Raw genomic sequence first — 20,112 nt, forward strand, 5'->3', positions numbered from 1 at the left:
GCTCGCCAGCCCGCGGCTTGCGGGCGTTGTCCGTGCTCAGCTCTGCAGCAGAGGGTGGTGAGCTCGTCGTCGACCGTTCAGGTGATGAACTCACGGGTGCTGGAGGCGGGGGTTGACCCTGGCAGCCTGCGGCGAGCAGGCAGGCCAGGGCGAGCGCCACTGTGCGTGTGCGCCGCACTTCAGTACGCGATCCCGTTGCTCTGCAGGAACGTCGCGAACGACGAGGCGCTGTACGAGAAGTACCGGGCGGCGTCCGGGAAACTGGTCGTCGAGGAGTCGGCCCAGCTGATGGTCGACCCGCTGCCGGTGTAGGCGTACCCGGCGATCCAGTGACCGATGGTGCGATCCTTCCGGTGCCCGTTGTAGTGCGGCCCACCCGCGAATTCCACCGTGTCGCCACTGAACGGCATACCGTTGCCGCCGATGCTCTGCGCGGCCACCGACTTCAGCAAGGAGCTGCTCGGCGCGTGCACCTGCACATACCAGTTGACCCCGCGCCAGCGGTTGACGCCGAGGGTCCAGTCCGCCCGGGCCCAGTCGGTCTTCGCATACTTGTCGGTCTCCATGTGGTTGGCGTTGGCGAGCCCGCCCTGCCCCGCGGCCGTGCCATCGAATCGACTGCTGAAGCCGGCGCCGTGCAGGTAACGGATGATCTCGTAGCCGCTCGCCGGGCCGCAGTAGTAGGTCTTGAGCTGCCCGACCTGGACGACGCCCAGGGACCGGGATGTCGGGAAGGCCGCCGCCAGGTCCGTCGACGTCATGACTCGGGACACCACAGTGGACGACGCCTTGGACGAGCCCCCACCCGGTCCGCCGTACTTCGACTCATAGGCAGCCTCGGCGCGCCGGGCGCCGGCGACGTCTCCGCCAGCGGCGGCCTTGGCCCAGAGCACCGTCGCAGCAACCTTGTCCTTCGCCTGCTGGGTGTCGGGTGGGGACACCCCCGCGGGCGTGATGCCTCCTCCGTCGTCCACCACTGGGTCGGGCGTCGCCGCAAAGCCAGCCTGAGCCGGAGCGGCCAGACACACCCCGGCGAGTCCACAAACCATCAGAAGCCTTCTCATGGCGTCCCCTCCTGCTCCGTGGCCGTCTGCGTATCGATACGCAGTCCCATTCGGCCAGGCGAGCAGCAGGCAGTCTGCCGCTCGGCACAGTGCCCGTCAATGACTGGGTTTCTAGTCACTCGCAGTCATCACGAGTCGCCCTCAGTCACGCAGGAAGGAGGCCCAGGGGGTTCGGTGGAACCTAGGCCTGCACGAGCGTGACGGGCATGGACGAGTCGGCGGGGAGCGCGAGGTCGGACGGCGCGCGTCCCTTGAGCACCATCTGCGCACCCAGTGACGCGACCATCGCACCGTTGTCGGTGCAGAGCCCGGGTCGCGGCACCCGCAGCGTGATGCCAGCGGCGTCGCAGCGCTCCTGGGCCATCGCCCGCAGCCGGCTGTTGGCGGCGACGCCACCGCCGATCTGCAGGTTCATCACGCCGTGCTCCTTGCAGGCCAGGACGGCCTTGCGGGTCAGGACGTCGGTGACCGCCTCCTGGAACGACGCGGCGACATCGGCGACCGGCACAGGCTCCCCTGCCGCCTCGCGAGCCTGCACCCACCGGGCCACCGAGGTCTTGAGCCCGGAGAACGAGAAGTCGAACCGGTAGCGCTCCATGTCGCGCCCGGTCGTCAGCCCTCGGGGGAAGTCGATGGCGACCCGGTCGCCCTCGCGAGCCATCCGGTCGATGTGCGGCCCCCCGGGGAACGGCAGCCCCAGCACGCGGGCGACCTTGTCGAAGGCCTCGCCCGCCGCGTCGTCGATCGTCGACCCGAGCGACTGGATGTCGTGGGTGACGTCGGGCACCAGCAGCAGCGACGAGTGGCCTCCGGAAACCAACATCGCGAGGGTCGGCTCGGGCAGCGGCCCGTGCTCCACGATGTCGACGGCGACGTGCGACGCGAGGTGGTTCACGCCATACAGGGGGACACCGAGGGCGACAGCGAGCGACTTGGCCGCCGCCACGCCCACCATCAACGCGCCCGCCAGCCCCGGACCCGAGGTGACGGCGATCGCGTCGAGGTCGGAGAGCCTGATCCCGGCCTCCCGCGTCGCGCGCTCGATGGTCGGCACCATGGCCTCGAGGTGGGCACGGCTGGCCACCTCGGGCACCACCCCGCCGAACCGCGCGTGCTCGTCGACGCTGCTCGCGATCGCGTCGACCAACAGCGTCTCGCCGCGCACGATGCCCACACCGGTCTCGTCGCAGGACGTCTCGAGCCCGAGGACGAGGGGCTGGTCGGCACTCACGGCGCCACCTCCTGGAGGCTCAGCCGCATCACGTGGGCATCCACGTCACCCGGCTGGTAGTAGCGTCGGCGGACCGTCAACGTCTCGAATCCCCTTGACTCATAGAGCTTTCGGGCCGCGTCGTTGTCAGCCCGCACCTCGAGCATGAGGTATGCCGCGTGGTCGGCGACCGCGCGGGCCACGAGCTCCTCGAGGAGCTGGCGACCGAGGCCCTGGCCCTGGGCGCTGGGCGCGACGGCCATGGTCATGATGTCGGCCACCTCGCCCCCGAGGTCGACTCCGCCATAGCCGGCGAGGCCGCCATCGGAGCCCCTCGCGACGACGTAGGAGCGTCGCGGGCGTGCAGCCAGCTCGGCCCACACCGACGCCGGAGTCCACGCGTCGTCGGGAAACAGCTCACCTTCGAGCGCGACGACGTCGTCGATGTCGGTCCAGTGCAGGTCACGCAGGGTCGCCGTCGAGGTCGTCACTTCGCGGCCCGTTCCGCAGTGGTCAGCGCATCGGGGCGGCGCAGGTAGAGCGGCTCCACCGGCAGCTCCACACCGGCGTCGAGTCGCTGCACCGCAAGGTCGGTCAGCACCCCCGCCGAGACGTCGAGGACTGCGACGGGATGAGGGAAGAGCTCGGGGTACAGCACCGGACCACGGCCGGCGGTGGGCAGCGACCGGACGTCCTCCGGCAGCTCCGCGGGTCGCGCGACCGCCGGGTCGGTGAGACGCACCGCCCGGTCCCGCTCGTCGCGATCGGGGTCGACCCGGTAGCGCGCCCAGTAGACCTCCTTGCGTCGGGCATCGGTGGCGACGAGGAACTCGCCCTCCCCGACGTGCTCGACTGCTTGCTGCGCCAGGACGTCGAGGCTGCACACCCCGTGCACCGGGATCCCCCGGGCGTGGGCGAAGACCAGACCGCTCACGATGCCGACCCGCAAGCCGGTGAAGGGCCCTGGGCCGTTGCCCACGACCACGTCCGTCACGTCGGCCGCGGAGACCCCGGCCCTGGCCAGGAGGTCGCGCATGAGGGGGGCGACGCTCTCGGTGTGGCCGCGCGGGTCGTCCGACCCGCCCATGGCCCAGTCGGCACCAGTGGAGACGGCGACACTCACCGACGTCGACGTGTCGATGGCCAGGACGACGCGGGTCATGCCTTCGCCCCCAGCTCGGAGAGGTCGGCGTCGGCCCAGCGCGAGCCGTGGCTCTGGACGCGGGCGCGGCGGGTGTCCTCACCGGACAGGGTGACCTCGAGCCGGTCGTCGGCGAGGTCCTCCGCGAGCCCGTGGCCCCACTCGACCACGGTGACCGACTCCTCCAACGAGGTGTCGAGGTCGAGGTCGTCGAGCTCGGCGAACCCCCCGAGCCGGTAGGCGTCGACGTGCACGAGGGCGGGACCGCCGACCAGGGACGGGTGCACCCGCGCGATCACGAAGGTGGGTGAGGTGATCGGCCCGCGCACCCCCACACCCTCGGCCAGACCCTGCGTCAGGGTGGTCTTGCCGGCACCGAGCCCGCCGGTCAGCACGACGAGGTCGCCGGCCGACAGCAGGCGACCCAGCCGGGTGCCCCAGGCCCGGGTGTCCTCGGCGGTGGGCAGCTCCGGGCTGGTCAGCTCAGGCACGGCCTTCTCCGCGCCGCGCCCGGGCGACCTTGCGACGCTTGGCGAGATCGGTGACCGTGCGCCGGACCCGCGGCTTGCGCGCGACCTTCACGCCCTCGGCGGCGGCCCGCATGCCGCGGTCGATCAGCGCCTCGAGCTGCTCGTTGAGCACCTCGGGGTGCTCCAGCATGATGATGTGCCCGGCCTCCTCGATGACCACGTGTTCGGCGCCCGGCACCAGCCGGACGATCTCCTCGCTGTGGTCGGGAGGAGTGAGCACGTCGTGGACGCCGTTGAGCACCAACACCTCCACGCCGTGGAAGTACACCAGCGCATCGCGCTTGTCGTGGGCGTCGAAGGTCGGGAGGAAGTCGGCCATCACGTCGAGGGGGGTGCCGAAGATCATGTCGCCGGTGAGCCGGACCGCGGCCGGGGGCACGGGCGAGGCGAAGCTCCAGCGCTCGACCAGGAACTCCTCGATGTCGCGGCCGGCTCGCAGGGCGGTGCGGACCAGCCCGGGTCGCGCCGACAGCCGGTCGAGCACCGAGGGCCCGAACCGGCCGACGAGCTTGCCGAAGTACTGCCCAAAGCCGAGGGACACCAGCTGGGCACCCCCAGCGCTGGTGGCCACGAAGGCGGTGGCGACCACGCGGTCACGGATCAGGTCGGGGTGCTGGTCGGCCAGCGCCATCGTCGTCATGCCGCCCATCGAGTGGCCGACGAGGACCAGCTGGCCCTCGGGCGCCGCCTCCTCGATCACCCGGTGCAGGTCGCTGCCGAGCTGGTCGATGTCGCAGGACTCTTCGCTACCGCGCCCAGAGCGCCCGTGGCCCCGCTGGTCCCAGGTCACGACGCGGAAGCCGTCCCGCACCAGCGCCTTGCGTTGCAGGACCCAGCTCTCGAGGCTCAGGCAGAAACCGTGGGAGAAGACGACGGTGGGCTTGTCCTCGGAGGAGGAGTCGGCGGACGGCTCGTCGATCTCGACGTGCAGCGGCACGCCGTCGTCCGCGACGACGACGAACTCCTTGCTGGCCGTGTGGGCAAAGGCGCCGGCCGGCGCGAGCACCGAGAGCCGCGCGTGCCGCTCCTTGCTGATGCGCCCCGCCGCGATGCCGGCAGCGGTGGCCACGCCTGCGGCGGCGAGTCCGATGCCGAGGCCGGCGAGGCTGCGGTTGGTCGGGCTCACTGGTCGCCTCCGACGTGGATCCGCGGCACCCTGGCGCCGACCCGCGTCACGATCTCGTAGTTGATGGTGTCGATCGCCGCCGCCCAGTCCTGCGCCGTGGGCTCACCCGCGGCCCCGACTCCGAAGAGCACGACCTCGTCGCCCGCCGTGGCCGTCGAGTCCGCGCCGAGGTCGAGCACGAACTGGTCCATACAGACCCGGCCCGCCACGACATACCGACGTCCGCCCACCTGCACCGGCCCGACACTGGTGGCATGCCGCGGCACCCCGTCGCTGTAGCCCATCGGCACCAGGCCGAGCTTGGTCGGCTCGGTGGTGGTGTAGACGTGGCCGTACGAAATGCCTTGCCCCGCAGGCGAATCCTTGACGCTGGACAGTCGGGAGACCAGTCGCATCGCCTCACGCAGCCCGAACTCCTCGGGCGCACCGAGGTCGGGGACCGGCGAGAGCCCGTAGACGGAGACACCCGGTCGCACGAGGTCGTAGTGCGCCGAGGGGTTGGTGAGCGTGGCCGCCGAGTTGGCGAGGTGGCGCACCTGTGGCACGACGCCGGCCAGCGCCGCCTGCTCGAGGATGCCCTCGAAGCGCTCCTGCTGCGCGCGCACCGTGGGGTGCTGGGGCGCGTCGGCGTAGGCGAAGTGGCTGAACAGCCCGACGACCTCGACCGCGCCGTCGGCCTGCGAGGACGCCAAGGTGGCGAGCAGTGCGGCGAGGTCGGCGTCCCAGGCGCCGTTGCGCCCCAGGCCGGTGTCGACCTTGAGGTGGACCCTGGCCGTGCGGCCCGTCGTGGTGGCCGCCTCGAGCACCTGGTCGAGCGACCACGTCGTCGAGACCCCGAGGTCGATCCCGAGCTCGAGGGCCTCGGTGAAGTCCTGGCCCGGCACGTGCAGCCACGACAGCAGCGGCGCCAGCACGCCTGCCCGCCGCAGCTCGACGGCCTCGGGCAGCTGCGCGACGCCGAGCCAGGTGGCGCCCCCGCCCAGGGCGGCCCGCGCGCTCGGCACCAGGCCGTGGCCATAGGCGTCCGCCTTGACGACAGCCATCACCTCGGCGCTGCCGGCCCGCGCCTTGAGCGCGGCGACGTTGCTGCTGATGGCGGACAGGTCGACCTGGGCACACGCGGGCAGCCCCGGCGGGGCCGGGGCTGGGGTGGTGCTGGTCGTGGCAGTACTCATCGTCGTCCAGTCTTTCACGAGCGCGCAGCTCAGCGAGCGAGCAGGTGGGCCACCGCACTCGGTATGCCGTGCGCCACGGCCAGGGCGCGCACCGGGCCACCCGGGTTGGCCAGGTCGGCGGCGACCCCGTGCACGAGCGCGCCGAGGCTGCCGGCGTCCAGCGGACCGAGCCCGGAGGCGAGCAGCGCACCACAGACTCCGGCCAGCACGTCACCGGCGCCTGCCGTCGCGAGCCAGGGCGGGGCGTCGTTCTGCGAGCGCACCGGTCCGCCGTCCTCGGTCGGGGGGACGACGAGGGTGGTGGCGCCCTTGAGCAGGACGGTGGCGCCGGTGAGGTCGGCGGCTCGCCTCGCGTGGCCGACCGGGTCGCCCTGCACGGACTCGCGACTCGTCTCCTCGCCGGTCAACCTCGTCAGGAGGCGCGCCAGCTCGCCGGCGTGGGGGGTCAGCAGGGTCGGGCCGCCGCGCGGGCCGTCGACGAGGTCCAGGCCTCCCGCGTCGACCAGCACCGGTAGGTCGGACGCGAGCGCGGCGCGCGCGACGTCGAGCTGGGCCTTGGCGCCCCGGGCACGGGAGGCGAGGTCGAGGCCGGGTCCGACGACCCACGCCTGCACCCTGCCCTCACCGTGGACCGCCTCGGGGACCGCGGCACGCACCAAGGCGGTCGGCGTGGGGGTGCCGACGTAGCGGAGCATGCCGACGCCGGCCCCGACCGCAGCGGTGCAGCACAGGAGGGCTGCGCCGGTGTAGTCCTCTCCCCCGGCCACGACTCCCAGCACCCCGCGCGAGTACTTGTCGTCACCGGCTCCCGGGACCGGCCACAGTGCCGGCACGTCGGCGAAGTCGAGGCGTTCCACGTCAGGGACCCCGTCGGGCTCGATCCCGATGTCGATGATCGTCAGTCGGCCGACCGCTGCCTCGCTCGCGGGCAGCAGGTGCACGGGCTTGGCCACCCCGAAGGTCACCGTCTCGTCGGCGAAGACCCCGTCCTCGACGGCAGCACGGCCGGCAGGGTCCTGGCCCGAGGGCAGGTCCACCGCCACCACGTAGGCGCGTTCGGGGATCGCGTCCACCCAGGCCTTGGCCGCCTCGGGCAGGCCCGGACGACCACCGATCCCGAGGACGCCGTCGACCACCAGGTCGGCTGCGGCCAGCGCGCTCGCCCAGTCCCCCTCGGGCGGCACCACGGTCACGCCGTCAGCCGCCCACGAGGCCCCGTCGCCGATCGCCAGCGGCCAATCTCCTTGCAACGCAACACAGTCGAAGCCATCGGCGGTGAGCTGCACGGCGGCATACAACGCATCTGCGCCGTTGTTGCCCGCTCCGGCGAGCACGACGACGCGGCTGCCGCCGGACGCCTGGAGGCGCGCGCGACAGACCTCGGCGAGGCCCTCGGCCGCTCGGGCCATCAGCTCGCCCTCGTCGAGGCCGGCCATCAGCTCCTCCTCGGCGGCGCGCACCCGCTCGGCGGACCAGGCCCGGAGCACCGCTCAGCCCTCGGCGATGACGACGGCCGAGGCGATCCCGGCATCGTGTGACAGGGAGATGTGCATCGCGTGCACGCCGAGCGCCTCGGCCCTGGCCTCGACCGTGCCGGTGATCTGGAGGTGCGGGCGGCCGTCCTCACCGCGGCGCACCGTGGCGTCCTGCCAGTGCAGCCCGACCGGCGCCCCGAGCGCCTTGGCCAGGGCCTCCTTGGCGGCGAACCGGGCGGCGAGGGAGTTGAGCGGCAGCGACCGCTCCTCGTCGGTGAACAACCGCTCGAGAAGGCCGGGCGTGCGCTCCAGGGACTCCCCGAAACGCTCCACGTCGACCACGTCGATCCCGACCCCGACGATCACCGGACGTCCACGATCACTCGACGGTGACGCTCGTGGCGGCGGGCTCAGCGCGGCCGGCCGCGCCGTGGTCACTCAACGGTGACGCTCTTCGCCAGGTTGCGCGGCTGGTCGACGTCGAGGCCCTTGGCGGTGGACAGGTGCAGCGCGAAGACCTGTAGCGGCACCACCGTCAGCAGCGGGGCGAGCAGGGGCGACGTCGCCGGCACCCGGATCACCTCGTCGGCGAAGGGCAGCACGTCCTCGTCGCCGTCCTCGGCCACCACGATCGTGCGGGCCCCGCGGGCCCGGATCTCCTGGATGTTGGAGACGACCTTCTTGTGCAGCTCGTGCGGGGTGCCCGGGCCGGGGACCACGATGAAGACCGGTTGGCCGGCGTCGATGAGCGCGATCGGCCCGTGCTTGAGCTCGCCCGCCGCGAACCCCTCGGCGTGGATGTAGGCGAGCTCCTTGAGCTTGAGCGCGCCCTCCATGGCGACGGGGTAGCCGACGTTGCGGCCGAGGAAGAGCACCGAGCGGGTGTCGGCCATGAACCGGGCGATCTCCTTGACCCGGTCCATCCGGCCGAGCAGCTCCTCGAGCTTGGCGGGGATCTCGTGGAGCTCCTTCATCACCGACTGCGCGTCGTCGGCGAAGGTGCCGCCGCGCAGCTGGGCGAGGTAGAGGCCGAGGATGTAGCAGGCGGTGATCTGGGCCAGGAACGCCTTGGTCGAGGCGACCGCGATCTCGGGGCCGGCGTGCGTGTAGAGCACGGCGTCGGACTCACGCGGGATGGTCGAGCCGTGGGTGTTGCAGATGCTCAGCGTGAGCGCGCCCAGCTCGCGGGCGTGCTTGACGGCCATCAGCGTGTCCATCGTCTCGCCTGACTGGCTGATCGACACGACCAGCGTGCGCTCGGTGGCGATCGGGTCGCTGTAGCGGAACTCGTGGGCCAGGGCCACCTCGACCGGGATGCGGGTCCAGTGCTCGATCGCGTACTTCGCGACCATGCCCGCGTAGGCCGCGGTGCCGCAGGCGACGATGATGATGCGGTCGACGTTGCGGAGCTGGTCCTCGGTGATCGACATGTCGTCGAGCACCAGCCGTCCGTCGACGTCGGTGCGACCGAGCAGGGTGTCGCCGACCGCGTGCGGCTGGTCGTAGATCTCCTTCTCCATGAAGGTCGCGTAGCCGCCCTTCTCGGCGGCCGCGGCGTCCCAGGTCACCTCGTAGTGCTTGCCGTCGGCGGGGCTGCCGTCGAAGTTGATGACCTCGTAGGAGTCCGGCGTGATCGTGACGATCTGGTCCTGGCCGAGCTCGAGCGCGTGGCGGGTGTGGCCGATGAAGGCCGCGACGTCGGAGCCGAGGAAGTTCTCGCCCTCGCCGAGGCCGACGACGAGCGGGCTGTTGCGACGGGCGCCGACGACGACCCCGGGGCTGTCGGCGTGCACGGCGAGCAGGGTGAAGGCGCCCTCGAGCCGGTTGACGACGTTCTGCATGGCCTTGGTGAGGTCGTTGGTCTTCGCGTACTCGCGGGCGACGAGGTGGGCCGCCACCTCGGTGTCGGTCTCGCTCGAGAAGGCGGCGCCGTCGGCGAGGAGGGCGTTCTTCAGCTGGTGGAAGTTCTCGATGATGCCGTTGTGGATGAGGGCGAGCTTGCCGTCCTCACCGGCCCGGTGCGGGTGGGCGTTCTGGTCGGTCGGGCCGCCGTGGGTGGCCCAGCGGGTGTGGCCGATCCCGGTCGTCGCGCCCGGGAGGTGTTCGGCGTCGAGCGCCTCCTGCAGGTTGACCAGCTTGCCGGCGCGCTTCTCGCTCGCCACCCCGTCCTCGGTCACGAGCGCGACCCCCGCGGAGTCGTACCCGCGGTACTCGAGACGGGCCAGGCCCTCCATGACGACGTCCAGGGCTTTGCCGTCGGCGTTCGGGCCGACGTATCCGACGATTCCGCACATGGGAGGCAGCCTAACCGTCGACCGCTCCGAGGACGGCATCAGAGGGCGGGCGGCCCGTGAGCAAGAATGGCGCCCGTGAGCCATCCCGCGAACGGCACCGGCGCCCTTCCCTCGCCCTACGTCGAGCTGGACCGTGCCGCCTGGGCCCGGCTGCGGGAGAACCAGCCGCTCAGCCTCGACGCCGCCGACCTCGCCCGGCTCCAGGGCCTCGGCGAGCGGATCGACCTGACCGAGGTCGAGGAGGTCTACCTGCCGCTGTCCCGCCTCCTCAACTTCTACGTGGGTGCGACCGCCGGGCTGCACCGCATCACCGGCGACTTCCTGGGTGAGAGCCCGGCCAAGACCCCGTTCGTGATCGGTGTCGCCGGATCCGTGGCGGTGGGCAAGTCCACCACCGCACGCCTGCTCAAGGAGCTCCTGTCCCGCTGGCCCGGCACTCCCGAGGTCGAGCTCGTGACGACCGACGGCTTCCTCTACCCCAACGCCGAGCTCGAGCGCCGCAACCTGTTGCAGCGCAAGGGTTTTCCGGAGTCCTACAACCGGCGGGCGCTGTTGCGGTTCGTGGCCGAGGTGAAGTCCGGCAAGGCCGAGGTGAGTGCCCCGGTCTACTCGCACCTGACCTACGACATCGTCCCCGACGAGCGGATCGTGGTGCGCCAGCCCGACGTGCTCATCGTGGAGGGTCTCAACGTGCTCCAGGCCCCGCGGCTGCAGGAGGACGGTCGCTCCGGCCTGGCCGTCAGCGACTTCTTCGACTTCTCCGTCTACGTCGACGCCCACCTCGACGACATCCGCCAGTGGTACGTCGAGCGCTTCCTGCGCCTGCGCGAGACCGCGTTCGCCGACCCGCACTCCTACTTCCACCGCTACGCCGTCCTGTCTGACGGGGAAGCCCGCGAGACCGCTGCTCGCATCTGGCGTGAGATCAACGAGGTCAACCTGCGCGAGAACGTCCTCCCCACCCGCAGCAGGGCCACCCTGGTGCTGGCGAAGGGCAAGGACCACAGCGTCCGCCGGATCAGGCTCCGCAAGCTCTGAGGTGGGGTATGCCGCGTGGCTCGCAGCCGCGGCATACCCACGGGTCAGCCGACAGCGTCATGATGGGGACATGAGCGAGCAGACCCCTGCCACCCGCACCGAGCACGACTCGATGGGCGACGTGGAGGTGCCCGTCGACGCCCTCTGGGGCGCGCAGACCGCCCGAGCCGTGGAGAACTTCCCGATCTCCGGCCAGCCGGTGCCGGTCGGCGTGGTGCACGCCCTCGCCCTGCTCAAGGCGGCCGCGGCCGCGGTGAACGCCGAGCTCGGGGTGCTGCCGGAGCCGATGGCCGCCGCAGTGGCGGCTGCTGCGACCGAGGTCGCCGAGGGTCGGCACGACGACCAGTTCCCGATCGACGTGTTCCAGACCGGCTCGGGCACCTCGACGAACATGAACGTCAACGAGGTGGTGGCCCGGATCGCCCACCTCGCCACCGGCCAGGCGGTGCATCCCAACGACCACGTCAACGCCGGCCAGTCGAGCAACGACACCTTCCCCAGCGCCCTGCGGATCGCCGCCACCCTGACCGCGCACCGCGACCTCGCGCCGAGCCTGCTGCACCTGGCGAAGGCGTTGCGCGCCAAGGAGTCCGAGTTCGTCGACGTGGTCAAGGCAGGACGCACCCACCTGATGGACGCCGTGCCGGTCACGCTCGGCCAGGAGTTCGGCGGCTACGCCAGGCAGGTGGAGCTCGGGGCCGAGCGGGTGCTGGTGGCTGCCCAGGCCACGGCTGAGCTGCCCCTGGGCGGGACGGCGGCCGGCACCGGTCTCAACGCCGCCCCCGGCTTTGCTGCGGCGGTCATCGACCGCGTCACTGCTCGCACCGGGGTGACCTTCCGCGAGGCGGCCGACCACTTCGAGGCCCAGTCCGCCCAGGACGCCGTCGTCGAGCTGAGCGGGGCGCTCAAGGTGGTCGCCGTCAGCCTCACCAAGATCTGCAACGACCTGCGGTGGATGTCGTCCGGTCCGCGCTCGGGGCTGGGCGAGATCCACCTGCCCGACCTCCAGCCCGGGTCGAGCATCATGCCGGGCAAGGTGAACCCGGTCCTGCCCGAGGCCACGCTGATGGTGTGCGCCCAGGTGATCGGCAACGACACGGCCATCACTGTGGCGGGGGCGTCAGGCGCGTTCGAGCTCAACGTGATGTTGCCGGTGATGGCCCGCAACATCCTCGAGTCGGCGACCCTGCTGTCGGCCGCGACCCGGCTGCTGGCCGACCGGTGCGTGGCTGGCATCGAGGCCGACGCCGAGCGCTCCCGGGAGCTGGCCGAGGGGTCGCCGTCGATCGTCACCCCGCTCAACCGCTACATCGGTTACGAGGCCGCGGCGGCCGTGGCGAAGCAGTCGATCAAGGAGCGTCGCCCGATCCGCGACGTCGTGATCGAACGCGGGCACGTCGCCAGCGGCGAGCTCACCGAGCAGCAGCTCGACGAGGCCCTCGACGTGCTGGCCATGACCCGTCCGCCCCGCTGAGGAGCGGTCTGGCTCAGTGCCGCTCAGTGCGGCTCAGTACCAGTGCGGGGAGCGGCTCTGCCAGGCGCTCCAGGCGCCGCAGGGGGTGCCGTAGGAGCTCCTGATGTACTGCAGGCCCCAGCGGATCTGGGTGACCGGGTTGGTCCGCCAGTCGGAGGCGACCGTGGCCATCTTGGAGCCGGGCAGGGACTGCGGGATGCCGTAGGCGCCGGAGGAGGAGTTCTCGGCGGTGTAGCGCCAGCCGCTCTCGCCCATCCAGAGGTTGTCGAGGCAGCTCCACTGGCCGTCGCCGAAGCCGAACTCGGGCAGCAGCGCCTGGGCCGCGGCGCGCGGGTCGGCCTGGGCGTTGGCGAGGATGGCCTGCTTCTTGGCGGCGAGCGCCTTGCGGGCCTTCTCGCGGGCGACCTTCTGGGCGGCCTCACGGCGTGCCTTGGCGGCAGCCTCGCCCGCGGCGACTGCGGCGACGCGGTCCTTCTCCTGCGCGGCGGCCATGCTGGCGTTGGTGTCGTTGCGGTCGGCAGCCAGTCGAGCGGTGTCCTCGATCTGGGCGTCCGCGAGCTCGTTGGCCTGGGCGATCGCCTCGGTGCTCACCGTGAAGGCGGCGGCGCCGGTCTGGCGCTGGTCCGCGGCCTGGTAACCGGCGGCGGTGGTCGCGATGACCGCGAGGAGCATGCTGGAGGTGACGGCGGGGCGACGGATCGCCTTCGTCAGACCGGAGGAGCGAGAAGCTTTCCTGCCGTGGGACGACGCATGGCGGTGCCGTCCCTGGTAGGGCTGGCTCATACGGGTTCCTCCAAAGGAAAAGCCACCCTGTGGTGGCCTCAATCGGTGCCGGGGGATGTATTCGCCGAAGTCGCCCAACAGGCTGGCAGACAGCCCAACAGAACAGCGTCCCGGCACGTTATGAAACCGAGACCTTACCCGACCGGACGTCGCGAACTGAAATCGTCAACCACTTTCTGCGACTGGTGTGACAGATGTGACGACAGAGTCATCCTTTCGGTGGAGGCGCCGCCGTGGATCCGCGAGAATTCTGGCGAATTTCCGCGCTGGACCACGGCGGCGCGTCACCTGGACGAGAAGCCGGTCACCTCGTCGACGGGTCAGACCTCGAGCCCCTCCAGCAGGTCGGTCACCAGGGCGGCGATCGGGCTGCGCTCGCTCCGGGTGAGCGTGATGTGCGCGAACAGCGGGTGGCCCTTGAGCGCCTCGATCACCGCGGCCACGCCGTCGTGCCGCCCGACGCGGAGGTTGTCGCGCTGGGCGACGTCGTGGGTGAGCACCACGCGGGAGTTCTGGCCGATCCGCGAGAGCACGGTCAGCAGCACGTTGCGCTCGAGGCTCTGCGCCTCGTCGACGATGACGAACGCGTCGTGCAGCGAGCGCCCGCGGATGTGCGTGAGCGGCAGGACCTCGAGCATCCCGCGGTCCATGATCTCCTCGACCACCTCGTGCGACACCAGCGCTCCGAGCGTGTCGAAGACCGCCTGGGCCCACGGGCCCATCTTCTCCGACTCGCTACCCGGGAGGTAGCCGAGCTCCTGGCCGCCCACGGCATACAGGGGACGGAAGACCACCACCTTGCGGTGCTGCCGACGCTCCATCACCGCCTCGATGCCCGCGCAGAGCGCGAGTGCCGACTTGCCGGTGCCGGCCCGCCCGCCGAGCGAGACGATGCCCACGTCGGGGTCGAGGAGGATGTCGAGCGCGATCCGCTGCTCGGCGCTGCGGCCGTGGAGGCCGAACGCGTCACGGTCGCCGCGCACCTGGCGGATCTGCTTGTCGGCGCCGACCCGCCCCAGACCGCTTCCCCGCGGCGAGAGCAGGACCAGGCCGGTGTGGCACGGCATCTCGGCCGCCGTGGCGTTCTCGATCCGCCCGTGCTCGTAGAGGGCATCCATCTCCTCGACGGTGACGTCGAGCTCGACCATGCCGGTCCACCCGCTGTCGACCGCCAGCTCGGCGCGGTACTCCTCGGCCTCGAGCCCGACGGCGGAGGCCTTGACCCGCATCGGGAGGTCCTTGCTGACGATCGTGACGGCGAAGCCCTCGTCCGACAGGTTCTTGGCGACCGACAGGATCCGGGTGTCGTTGTCGCCGAGTCGGAAGCCGGCCGGCAGCGAGCTCGGGTCCGTGTGGTTGAGCTCCACCCTGAGCGTGCCACCGTCGGCGCCGACGGAAACCGGCGCGTCGAGCCGCCCCTCACTGATCCGCAGGTCGTCGAGCAGCCGAAGCGCCTGCCGGGCGAAGTAGCCCAGCTCGGGGTGGTGTCGCTTGGCCTCGAGCTCGGTGACGACGACCACCGGCAGCACGACCTCGTGCTCCTTGAACCGCAGCATGGCGCGCGGGTCGGACAGGAGGACGGACGTGTCGAGGACGAACGTCCGGAAGGCGGGAGCCGCGGCCTTGCCTGTGGCCTTCGGAACCGGCATGGCGCGGGGCGCAGCCGCAGCGCTGGAGGAGGTACGACGGGTGGTGTCGTGGTTCGAGGCCAATGTCTCTCCTTGGCACAGCGCGCGCTTCGGCGCGGTGCGCCTACTCGCGAACGAGGTGCCGGGACCAGGCTTTCCCACCGCGGTGGAGCCGGTTCCGGCCCTCCGCTCGGAGCTGGATCTGCTCCATAGGTTGGCCTCCCCGAACGCGGGACGGGTGCCCCGCGTCACTACGGACGGTACGACCGTGTCCGGCCCGTACCGTGCAACCACGCCGCGAGTCATCCAGAGTTAACCCGTTGGCCCGATGCGGCCCTCAGACGTTGGTATGCCGCGGGGAGCTAGTTACCCCTGCGCCCTTGGTCGGCAACTAGTTGCCCCTGAGCCCTTGGTCGGCAACTAGTTGCCCCTGAGCCCTTGGTCGGCAACTAGTTGCCGAACCTGCGGTTCCGCTCCGCGTAGGCGCGCAGCGCGCGGAGGAAGTCGACGTGCCGGAAGTCGGGCCAGTAGGCCTCGCAGAAGTAGAACTCGCTGTGGGCGCTCTGCCAGAGCAGGAACCCGGAGAGGCGCTGCTCCCCCGACGTGCGGATGACGAGGTCGGGGTCCGGCTGGCCCTTCGTGTAGAGGTGCTCGGCGATGTGCTCGACCTGGAGCGTCTCGGCCAGCTCCTCGATGGTCGTGCCGTTGGCTGCGTGCGAGATGAGCATCGACCGGACGGCATCGGTGATCTCCTGGCGCCCGCCGTAGCCCACCGCGACGTTGACGGTCATCCCCTGCACGCCCTCGGTGAGGTCGGCGGCCTCCTTGAGCCGGCGGGCGGTCTCCGCAGGCAGCAGGTCGAGCGAGCCCACCGGGTTGATCACCCAGCGCTTGGTCTGGGCCAGGTCACCGACCGTGGTCTCGATGATCGACAGGAGGGGGACCACCTCGGCAGCCGGACGGTTGAGGTTGTCGGTGGAGAGCAGCCACAGCGTGACGACCTCGACCCGCGCCTCCTCGCACCAGTCCAGGAACCCCGCGATGTTGTCGGCCCCGGCCTGGTGGCCTTCCTTGGTGCCGTGACCCCGTGCCTTGGCCCAGCGGCGGTTGCCGTCCAGCATCACGCCCACGTGTCGGGGAAGGGTCTCCCGGGAGAGGCGGCGGCTCAGTCGCCGCTCGTACGCGGCATACAGGAGGTCGGACAGCGCCACGGCCACTCCTCACCTTCTCCCGGTGCTGCTCCCCGTCCCGACCCCGACGGGCCGGCGGGCTGCTCTCGGGGACCGAACCTGCGGTCCCGACCCACCACGCTACCCCCGTCGGCTGCGTGCAGTCCGGCAGGATGACGACCATGTCGCCCGCCCCCGACGCCTTCTACCTGCTCGACGACTCCGACGCCGGGGCGAGCAGCAGCACCACGTCGAGCACCGTCAGCTCGACCAGCCACACGGCCGGGCCGTGGTCTCCGCAGGCGCAGCACGGCGGTCCGCCGATGGCCCTCATGGCGAGGGAGGCGCAGCGGCTGGGCGACGGCAGCCGCGTGGTCGCTCGGCTGACCTGCGACCTGCTCGGCCCCGTGCCGGTCGGCCGGCTGCGGGTGCAGGCGGTGGTCGCGAGACCGGGGCGCAGCGTCGAGCTGGTCGAGTGCGAGCTGGCCGACGCCGACTCGGGGCGCGTCGCCGCACGCGCCGCCGCCTGGCTGGTGCCTCGGGTCGACTCGGGCCCGGTGGCCGGCCTGCCGACCCCGCCGACCGGCCCCGCGACCGGTGGCGAACGGGCCGTCCCCCCGGGCTGGCACCCCGGCTACATCGACGCGATCGAGTGGTCGTGGGTGGAGGGCTCGCTCGGGGAGTCCGGGCCGGCGACGGTCTGGATGCGTCCGCGGCTGCCCCTGGTGGCCGGCGAGCCGATGGCAGCGTTGGAGCGGCTGATGGTCTGCGTCGACTCCGCGTCGGGGGCGAGCGCGGCCCTATACATCACCGCGTGGCAGTTCATGAACACCGAGCTGACCGCCCACCTCGTGCGTGAGCCGGCCGGCGAGTGGATCGGGCTGCGCGCCCTCACCACACTCGGCGGTGGGGCCGCCGGTCTGGCGCAGGCCGAGGTGTTCGACGACCAGGGCTTCGTGGGCCGGACCGCCCAGGCCCTGTTGGTCCGCCCGACGCCCCGCGCGTGACGGGCGATGACCGTGGTGCGGATGTCCGAGTTCCCGGTGGTCCTGAGTCGCGTCTCACAACCTACGCGCTAGTAACCTACGCGACCGTAGGTTACAGTGGGGCCATGACCTCAGCACCCGACCCCGGTCCCGCGCAGGGACACCTCGAGTCTGTCGTCGCCGCAGTGAAGCCCCACCTGCGCGGCTGGCTCCACGCGGGCATGGTCCCGCTGGCCCTGGCGGCGGGCATCGTCCTGATCGCGCTGGCCCCCACGACTCCGGCGCGGATCGCCGCCATCGTCTTCAGCATCACCGCCTGGTTGCTCTTCGGCACGTCCGCGGTCTACCACCGCGGCAATTGGTCGCCCAAGGTCGCCGGGGTGCTCAAGCGGATGGACCACTCCAACATCTTCCTCATCATCGCGGGCACCTACACGCCGTTCGCGTTGCTGCTGCCCCGCGACGACGCCCGCACGATGCTGCTCATCGTCTGGATCGGCGCCATCGCCGGCGTCCTGTTCCGCGTGTTCTGGGTGAGCGCACCCCGCTGGCTCTACACGCCGGTCTACGTCGCCCTCGGCTGGGTGGCCGTGTTCTACCTCGGCCCGTTGCTCGAGTTCGGCGGCCCCGCGATCGTCACCCTGATCGCCGTGGGTGGCCTGCTCTACACGGTGGGCGCGCTCGTCTACGGCATCAAGCGTCCGAACCCCTCCCCCCGCTGGTTCGGCTTCCACGAGATCTTCCACACCCTGACCGTCGCCGCGTTCACGGTGCACTACATCGCGGCGTCGATGTCGGTCTACGGAGCCGGCTCGGCCAGCTGACGCTCAGGCAGACGGCGGCGCGGTCTCCCAGAGACCCACGACGTTGCCCTCGGTGTCGGTGAAGTAGGCCGTGAAGCCCATCCCCCCGACGGGCTGCTTGGGCAGCGACACCGTCCCGCCCTTGGCCTCGATGGCCTGCAGCGTCGCGTCGATGTCCTCGACGTCGATGACGACGCGCGGCGCTTCGTCGGCGCTGGCGCGCGGCCCCATCCCGCCGTTGATGAAGCCCGGCTCGGTCGGCCCCTGGTCACCGGTCGGGCCGGTGGAGATCATCGTGTAGTCCATGCCCGGGTAGGACTGCAGGTCCCACCCGAACAGGTCGCCGTAGAAGGCACGGGCCCGCTCCGCATCGTCGTACGGGAGCTCGAAGTGGACGATGCGACCGCTCATGACGGGGCCTCCTGGGTCGGCACCCCGCCCGGGGGCGGAGCGCTAGGTTCTGGGCTCCCCAGTGTGCCCCTGGTCGCCCTCGGCGTCACCGGTGTCGGAAGGTCGTTCCGGCTGCTGCGCGCCTGACCCGCCCCGCGGTGGCTCCTTCGGGGCAGCGTCCGCCTCGGCCTCGGCCTCGGCCTCCCGCTCGCGCTCCTGCGCGGCGTAGGACATCCGTCGCATCCGCGCGTTCATGTTCCGCATCAGCAGGTAGAGCGCGAGGGCCAGCACGAAGAACGCCAGGAAACCCCAGAGCCCGGGCGAGACCATCGCCGACGGTGCGCCGTTCACGGGGTCTTCTCCTTGCGGCCGTCGTACGCGATCTCGAGGTCACTGCTGGTGGCCAGGGCGTCACCGGTCGCCGCGTCGGGGATGCCCGCGAAGAGGTCGTCCTCCACGGGTACGACGGGCACGTACGACAGCGCCGCCTCGAAGTCCTCGGTCGGCCAGACGCTGACCTGCAGCTCGCGCGGCACCCGGAACCATGCGCCGTCCGGGTCGATCTGCGTGGCGTGCGCGAGCAGGGCCTGGTCGCGCTGGTCGAAGAAGTCGGAGCACACCACCCGGGTGGTGATGGTGCGGGCCGTCTCGGGGTCCCAGTCCTTGAGCCAGTCGCCGTACGGGCTCTCCACACCCTGGGCGAGCAGCGCGTCGTGGAACGCCGCGTACTTCGCCCGGTTGTGCGAGTTGTAGTAGATCTTCAGCGGCTGCCAGGGCTCACCTGCATGGGGGTATGCCGCGGCGTCACCGGCGGCTGCGAAGGCCGCCATCGAGACCGTGTGGGTCATGATGTGGTCGGGGTGGGGGTAGCCGCCGTTCTCGTCATAGGTCGTCATGACGTGCGGACGGAACCGCCGGATCTCGCGGACCAGTGCCTCGGCCGTGACCTCGATCGGCTCGAGCGCGAAGCACCCGTCGGGCAGCGGGGGCAGCGGGTCACCCTCGGGCAGACCCGAGTCGACGAACCCGAGCCAGGTGTGGTCGACGCCGAGGATCTCCTGGGCCCGCTTCATCTCCTCGCGCCGGACCTGGGCCAGGTCGCGTTCGATGTGGGGGTCACCCTTGAGCCGGGGGTTGAGCACGTCACCGCGCTCCCCACCGGTGCACGAGACGACGAGCACGTCGTAACCCGTGCCGGCGTACTTCGCCATCGTCGCCGCGCCCTTGCTCGACTCGTCGTCGGGGTGCGCGTGCACCGCCATGAGCCGCAACCGGTCAGCCACCTGCACAACCTCACTCGTCCATCGCCGACAATGGTGTCGTCCGGCGTCGTCGAGAACCGGACCGCCAGCCATCCTCTCACCCGCGGAAGGTCACCCATGCCGCTCCCCCGTCCCGCCCCTGGCACCGGCCGGTGGTGGGTCATCGGCACGATCGGCTGCACGATCGGGATCGCCCTCGCCGTCTGGCTCGGCCTGGCGAACAGCCTGGGCGCGATCACCTGGACGGACACCGACTACAAGGTCATCGACGACACGACCGTGCAGGTCGGGTTCGACGTGCACCGCTCCCCCGGCCAGGAGGTCGTCTGCACCGTGCAGGCGCAGGACACTGCGCACGGCGTCGTCGGGGTGCTCGAGGTGCCGGTCGACGCGTCCACGCAGCGCTCGAGCCACCTGCAGGTGCTCGTCCGCACCGCCTCCCGGGCGGTCGGCGGCAGCGTGCGCGGCTGCGTCCCCGACGAGCAGCCGCGACCCGGCGACGGCTGAGCAGTCCCCCAGCGCCGCTGCTCCCCCCTCCCCCCCTCGGTTCGAGGTAATCCACTA

21 protein-coding genes are annotated in these 20,112 nt (G+C 71.4%); 5 read left to right on the plus strand and 16 right to left on the minus strand.

All coding sequences use genetic code 11. The features are described 5' to 3' along the window. Positions 1–179: 179 nt before the first annotated feature. The 10 genes from ACXJKD_RS02585 to glmS all read right to left on the minus strand — a co-directional run bounded on the left by ACXJKD_RS02585 (position 180) and on the right by glmS (position 10,015). The gene (locus ACXJKD_RS02585) at positions 180–1,049 is read right to left on the minus strand and encodes a hypothetical protein (RefSeq protein ID WP_457252765.1); all 870 of its coding nucleotides are present in this window, start codon (positions 1,047–1,049) and stop codon (positions 180–182) included. 196 nt (positions 1,050–1,245) lie between these two features. Further along, complete coding sequence (gene tsaD / locus ACXJKD_RS02590; RefSeq protein WP_457252766.1) at positions 1,246–2,295, minus strand: tRNA (adenosine(37)-N6)-threonylcarbamoyltransferase complex transferase subunit TsaD; 1,050 nt, start codon at positions 2,293–2,295, stop codon at positions 1,246–1,248. Continuing rightward, the gene (gene rimI / locus ACXJKD_RS02595; RefSeq protein ID WP_457252767.1) at positions 2,292–2,765 is read right to left on the minus strand and encodes a ribosomal protein S18-alanine N-acetyltransferase; all 474 of its coding nucleotides are present in this window, start codon (positions 2,763–2,765) and stop codon (positions 2,292–2,294) included. Before rimI ends, tsaD begins: the two co-directional genes overlap by 4 nt. Continuing rightward, the gene (tsaB, locus tag ACXJKD_RS02600) at positions 2,762–3,436 is read right to left on the minus strand and encodes a tRNA (adenosine(37)-N6)-threonylcarbamoyltransferase complex dimerization subunit type 1 TsaB (protein WP_457252768.1); all 675 of its coding nucleotides are present in this window, start codon (positions 3,434–3,436) and stop codon (positions 2,762–2,764) included. Before tsaB ends, rimI begins: the two co-directional genes overlap by 4 nt. Continuing rightward, on the minus strand, positions 3,433–3,906 hold the full coding sequence (tsaE, locus tag ACXJKD_RS02605; RefSeq protein WP_457252769.1) for a tRNA (adenosine(37)-N6)-threonylcarbamoyltransferase complex ATPase subunit type 1 TsaE: 474 nt from the start codon (positions 3,904–3,906) through the stop codon (positions 3,433–3,435). Before tsaE ends, tsaB begins: the two co-directional genes overlap by 4 nt. Further along, on the minus strand, positions 3,899–5,071 hold the full coding sequence (locus ACXJKD_RS02610; protein ID WP_457252770.1) for an alpha/beta fold hydrolase: 1,173 nt from the start codon (positions 5,069–5,071) through the stop codon (positions 3,899–3,901). Before ACXJKD_RS02610 ends, tsaE begins: the two co-directional genes overlap by 8 nt. Continuing rightward, positions 5,068–6,246, minus strand: coding sequence for an alanine racemase (gene alr, locus ACXJKD_RS02615; RefSeq protein WP_457252771.1), 1,179 nt, complete (start codon positions 6,244–6,246; stop codon positions 5,068–5,070). Before alr ends, ACXJKD_RS02610 begins: the two co-directional genes overlap by 4 nt. A 29-nt stretch (positions 6,247–6,275) precedes the next feature. Further along, the gene (locus ACXJKD_RS02620) at positions 6,276–7,733 is read right to left on the minus strand and encodes a bifunctional ADP-dependent NAD(P)H-hydrate dehydratase/NAD(P)H-hydrate epimerase (protein WP_457252772.1); all 1,458 of its coding nucleotides are present in this window, start codon (positions 7,731–7,733) and stop codon (positions 6,276–6,278) included. A 3-nt stretch (positions 7,734–7,736) separates the two neighbouring features. Further along, the gene (locus tag ACXJKD_RS02625) at positions 7,737–8,087 is read right to left on the minus strand and encodes a holo-ACP synthase (RefSeq protein ID WP_056923069.1); all 351 of its coding nucleotides are present in this window, start codon (positions 8,085–8,087) and stop codon (positions 7,737–7,739) included. 68 nt (positions 8,088–8,155) lie between these two features. After that, a complete protein-coding gene (glmS, locus tag ACXJKD_RS02630; protein ID WP_457252773.1) occupies positions 8,156–10,015 on the minus strand; it encodes a glutamine--fructose-6-phosphate transaminase (isomerizing) in 1,860 nt (619 codons plus the stop codon). A 66-nt stretch (positions 10,016–10,081) separates the two neighbouring features. Here glmS and coaA point away from each other — a divergent pair, with 66 nt between their 5' ends. After that, on the plus strand, positions 10,082–11,053 hold the full coding sequence (gene coaA / locus ACXJKD_RS02635; protein ID WP_457252774.1) for a type I pantothenate kinase: 972 nt from the start codon (positions 10,082–10,084) through the stop codon (positions 11,051–11,053). A gap of 70 nt (positions 11,054–11,123) precedes the next feature. Beyond that, positions 11,124–12,527: a class II fumarate hydratase gene (locus ACXJKD_RS02640; protein WP_457252775.1), complete on the plus strand. Its 1,404-nt coding sequence runs from the start codon at positions 11,124–11,126 to the stop codon at positions 12,525–12,527. A gap of 33 nt (positions 12,528–12,560) precedes the next feature. Here ACXJKD_RS02640 and ACXJKD_RS02645 read toward each other — a convergent pair whose 3' ends face one another. The 3 genes from ACXJKD_RS02645 to ACXJKD_RS02655 form a co-directional block, all read right to left on the minus strand. Continuing rightward, positions 12,561–13,310 (minus strand): aggregation-promoting factor C-terminal-like domain-containing protein, encoded by a 750-nt coding sequence (locus ACXJKD_RS02645; RefSeq protein ID WP_457252776.1) that lies wholly within the window; start codon positions 13,308–13,310, stop codon positions 12,561–12,563. Positions 13,311–13,630: 320 nt separating this feature from the next. Then, positions 13,631–14,959, minus strand: coding sequence for a PhoH family protein (locus ACXJKD_RS02650; protein ID WP_457252827.1), 1,329 nt, complete (start codon positions 14,957–14,959; stop codon positions 13,631–13,633). A gap of 428 nt (positions 14,960–15,387) precedes the next feature. Continuing rightward, positions 15,388–16,149 (minus strand): isoprenyl transferase, encoded by a 762-nt coding sequence (locus ACXJKD_RS02655; protein WP_457252777.1) that lies wholly within the window; start codon positions 16,147–16,149, stop codon positions 15,388–15,390. Between the two features lie 140 nt (positions 16,150–16,289). Between ACXJKD_RS02655 and ACXJKD_RS02660 the strand changes: the two genes are divergently transcribed. Beyond that, a complete protein-coding gene (locus ACXJKD_RS02660) occupies positions 16,290–17,114 on the plus strand; it encodes a thioesterase family protein (RefSeq protein WP_457252778.1) in 825 nt (274 codons plus the stop codon). A 104-nt stretch (positions 17,115–17,218) separates the two neighbouring features. Next, entirely contained in the window at positions 17,219–17,917 is a 699-nt protein-coding gene (trhA, locus tag ACXJKD_RS02665) for a PAQR family membrane homeostasis protein TrhA (RefSeq protein WP_457252779.1), read from the plus strand. Between the two features lie 3 nt (positions 17,918–17,920). Here trhA and ACXJKD_RS02670 read toward each other — a convergent pair whose 3' ends face one another. From ACXJKD_RS02670 to mca, 3 genes are read right to left on the minus strand one after another with little or no spacing between them, the layout of a single operon-like run. Beyond that, on the minus strand, positions 17,921–18,307 hold the full coding sequence (locus ACXJKD_RS02670; protein ID WP_457252780.1) for a VOC family protein: 387 nt from the start codon (positions 18,305–18,307) through the stop codon (positions 17,921–17,923). Between the two features lie 42 nt (positions 18,308–18,349). Further along, positions 18,350–18,637, minus strand: coding sequence for a hypothetical protein (locus ACXJKD_RS02675; RefSeq protein ID WP_457252781.1), 288 nt, complete (start codon positions 18,635–18,637; stop codon positions 18,350–18,352). Continuing rightward, the gene (mca, locus tag ACXJKD_RS02680) at positions 18,634–19,569 is read right to left on the minus strand and encodes a mycothiol conjugate amidase Mca (RefSeq protein WP_457252782.1); all 936 of its coding nucleotides are present in this window, start codon (positions 19,567–19,569) and stop codon (positions 18,634–18,636) included. Before mca ends, ACXJKD_RS02675 begins: the two co-directional genes overlap by 4 nt. 96 nt (positions 19,570–19,665) lie before the next feature. Between mca and ACXJKD_RS02685 the strand changes: the two genes are divergently transcribed. Beyond that, positions 19,666–20,055, plus strand: a complete 390-nt coding sequence (locus ACXJKD_RS02685) for a DUF4307 domain-containing protein (protein WP_457252783.1) — start codon at positions 19,666–19,668, stop codon at positions 20,053–20,055. Positions 20,056–20,112 lie beyond the last annotated feature (57 nt).

It is taken from the genome of Pedococcus sp. P5_B7 (genome assembly GCF_054049895.1).

Excerpts from the sequence above, each read along its gene's own strand:
- glmS (WP_457252773.1), bottom strand. The coding sequence starts at position 10,015 with ATGTGCGGAATCGTCGGATACGTCGGCCCGAACGCCGACGGCAAAGCC.
- tsaB (WP_457252768.1), bottom strand. The coding sequence starts at position 3,436 with ATGACCCGCGTCGTCCTGGCCATCGACACGTCGACGTCGGTGAGTGTC.
- ACXJKD_RS02660 (WP_457252778.1), top strand. The coding sequence starts at position 16,290 with ATGTCGCCCGCCCCCGACGCCTTCTACCTGCTCGACGACTCCGACGCC.
- ACXJKD_RS02685 (WP_457252783.1), top strand. The coding sequence starts at position 19,666 with ATGCCGCTCCCCCGTCCCGCCCCTGGCACCGGCCGGTGGTGGGTCATC.
- ACXJKD_RS02645 (WP_457252776.1), bottom strand. The coding sequence starts at position 13,310 with ATGAGCCAGCCCTACCAGGGACGGCACCGCCATGCGTCGTCCCACGGC.
- ACXJKD_RS02650 (WP_457252827.1), bottom strand. The coding sequence starts at position 14,959 with ATGCCGGTTCCGAAGGCCACAGGCAAGGCCGCGGCTCCCGCCTTCCGG.
- alr (WP_457252771.1), bottom strand. The coding sequence starts at position 6,246 with ATGAGTACTGCCACGACCAGCACCACCCCAGCCCCGGCCCCGCCGGGG.
- ACXJKD_RS02640 (WP_457252775.1), top strand. The coding sequence starts at position 11,124 with ATGAGCGAGCAGACCCCTGCCACCCGCACCGAGCACGACTCGATGGGC.
- ACXJKD_RS02585 (WP_457252765.1), bottom strand. The coding sequence starts at position 1,049 with ATGGTTTGTGGACTCGCCGGGGTGTGTCTGGCCGCTCCGGCTCAGGCT.
- ACXJKD_RS02670 (WP_457252780.1), bottom strand. The coding sequence starts at position 18,307 with ATGAGCGGTCGCATCGTCCACTTCGAGCTCCCGTACGACGATGCGGAG.
- trhA (WP_457252779.1), top strand. The coding sequence starts at position 17,219 with ATGACCTCAGCACCCGACCCCGGTCCCGCGCAGGGACACCTCGAGTCT.
- coaA (WP_457252774.1), top strand. The coding sequence starts at position 10,082 with ATGGCGCCCGTGAGCCATCCCGCGAACGGCACCGGCGCCCTTCCCTCG.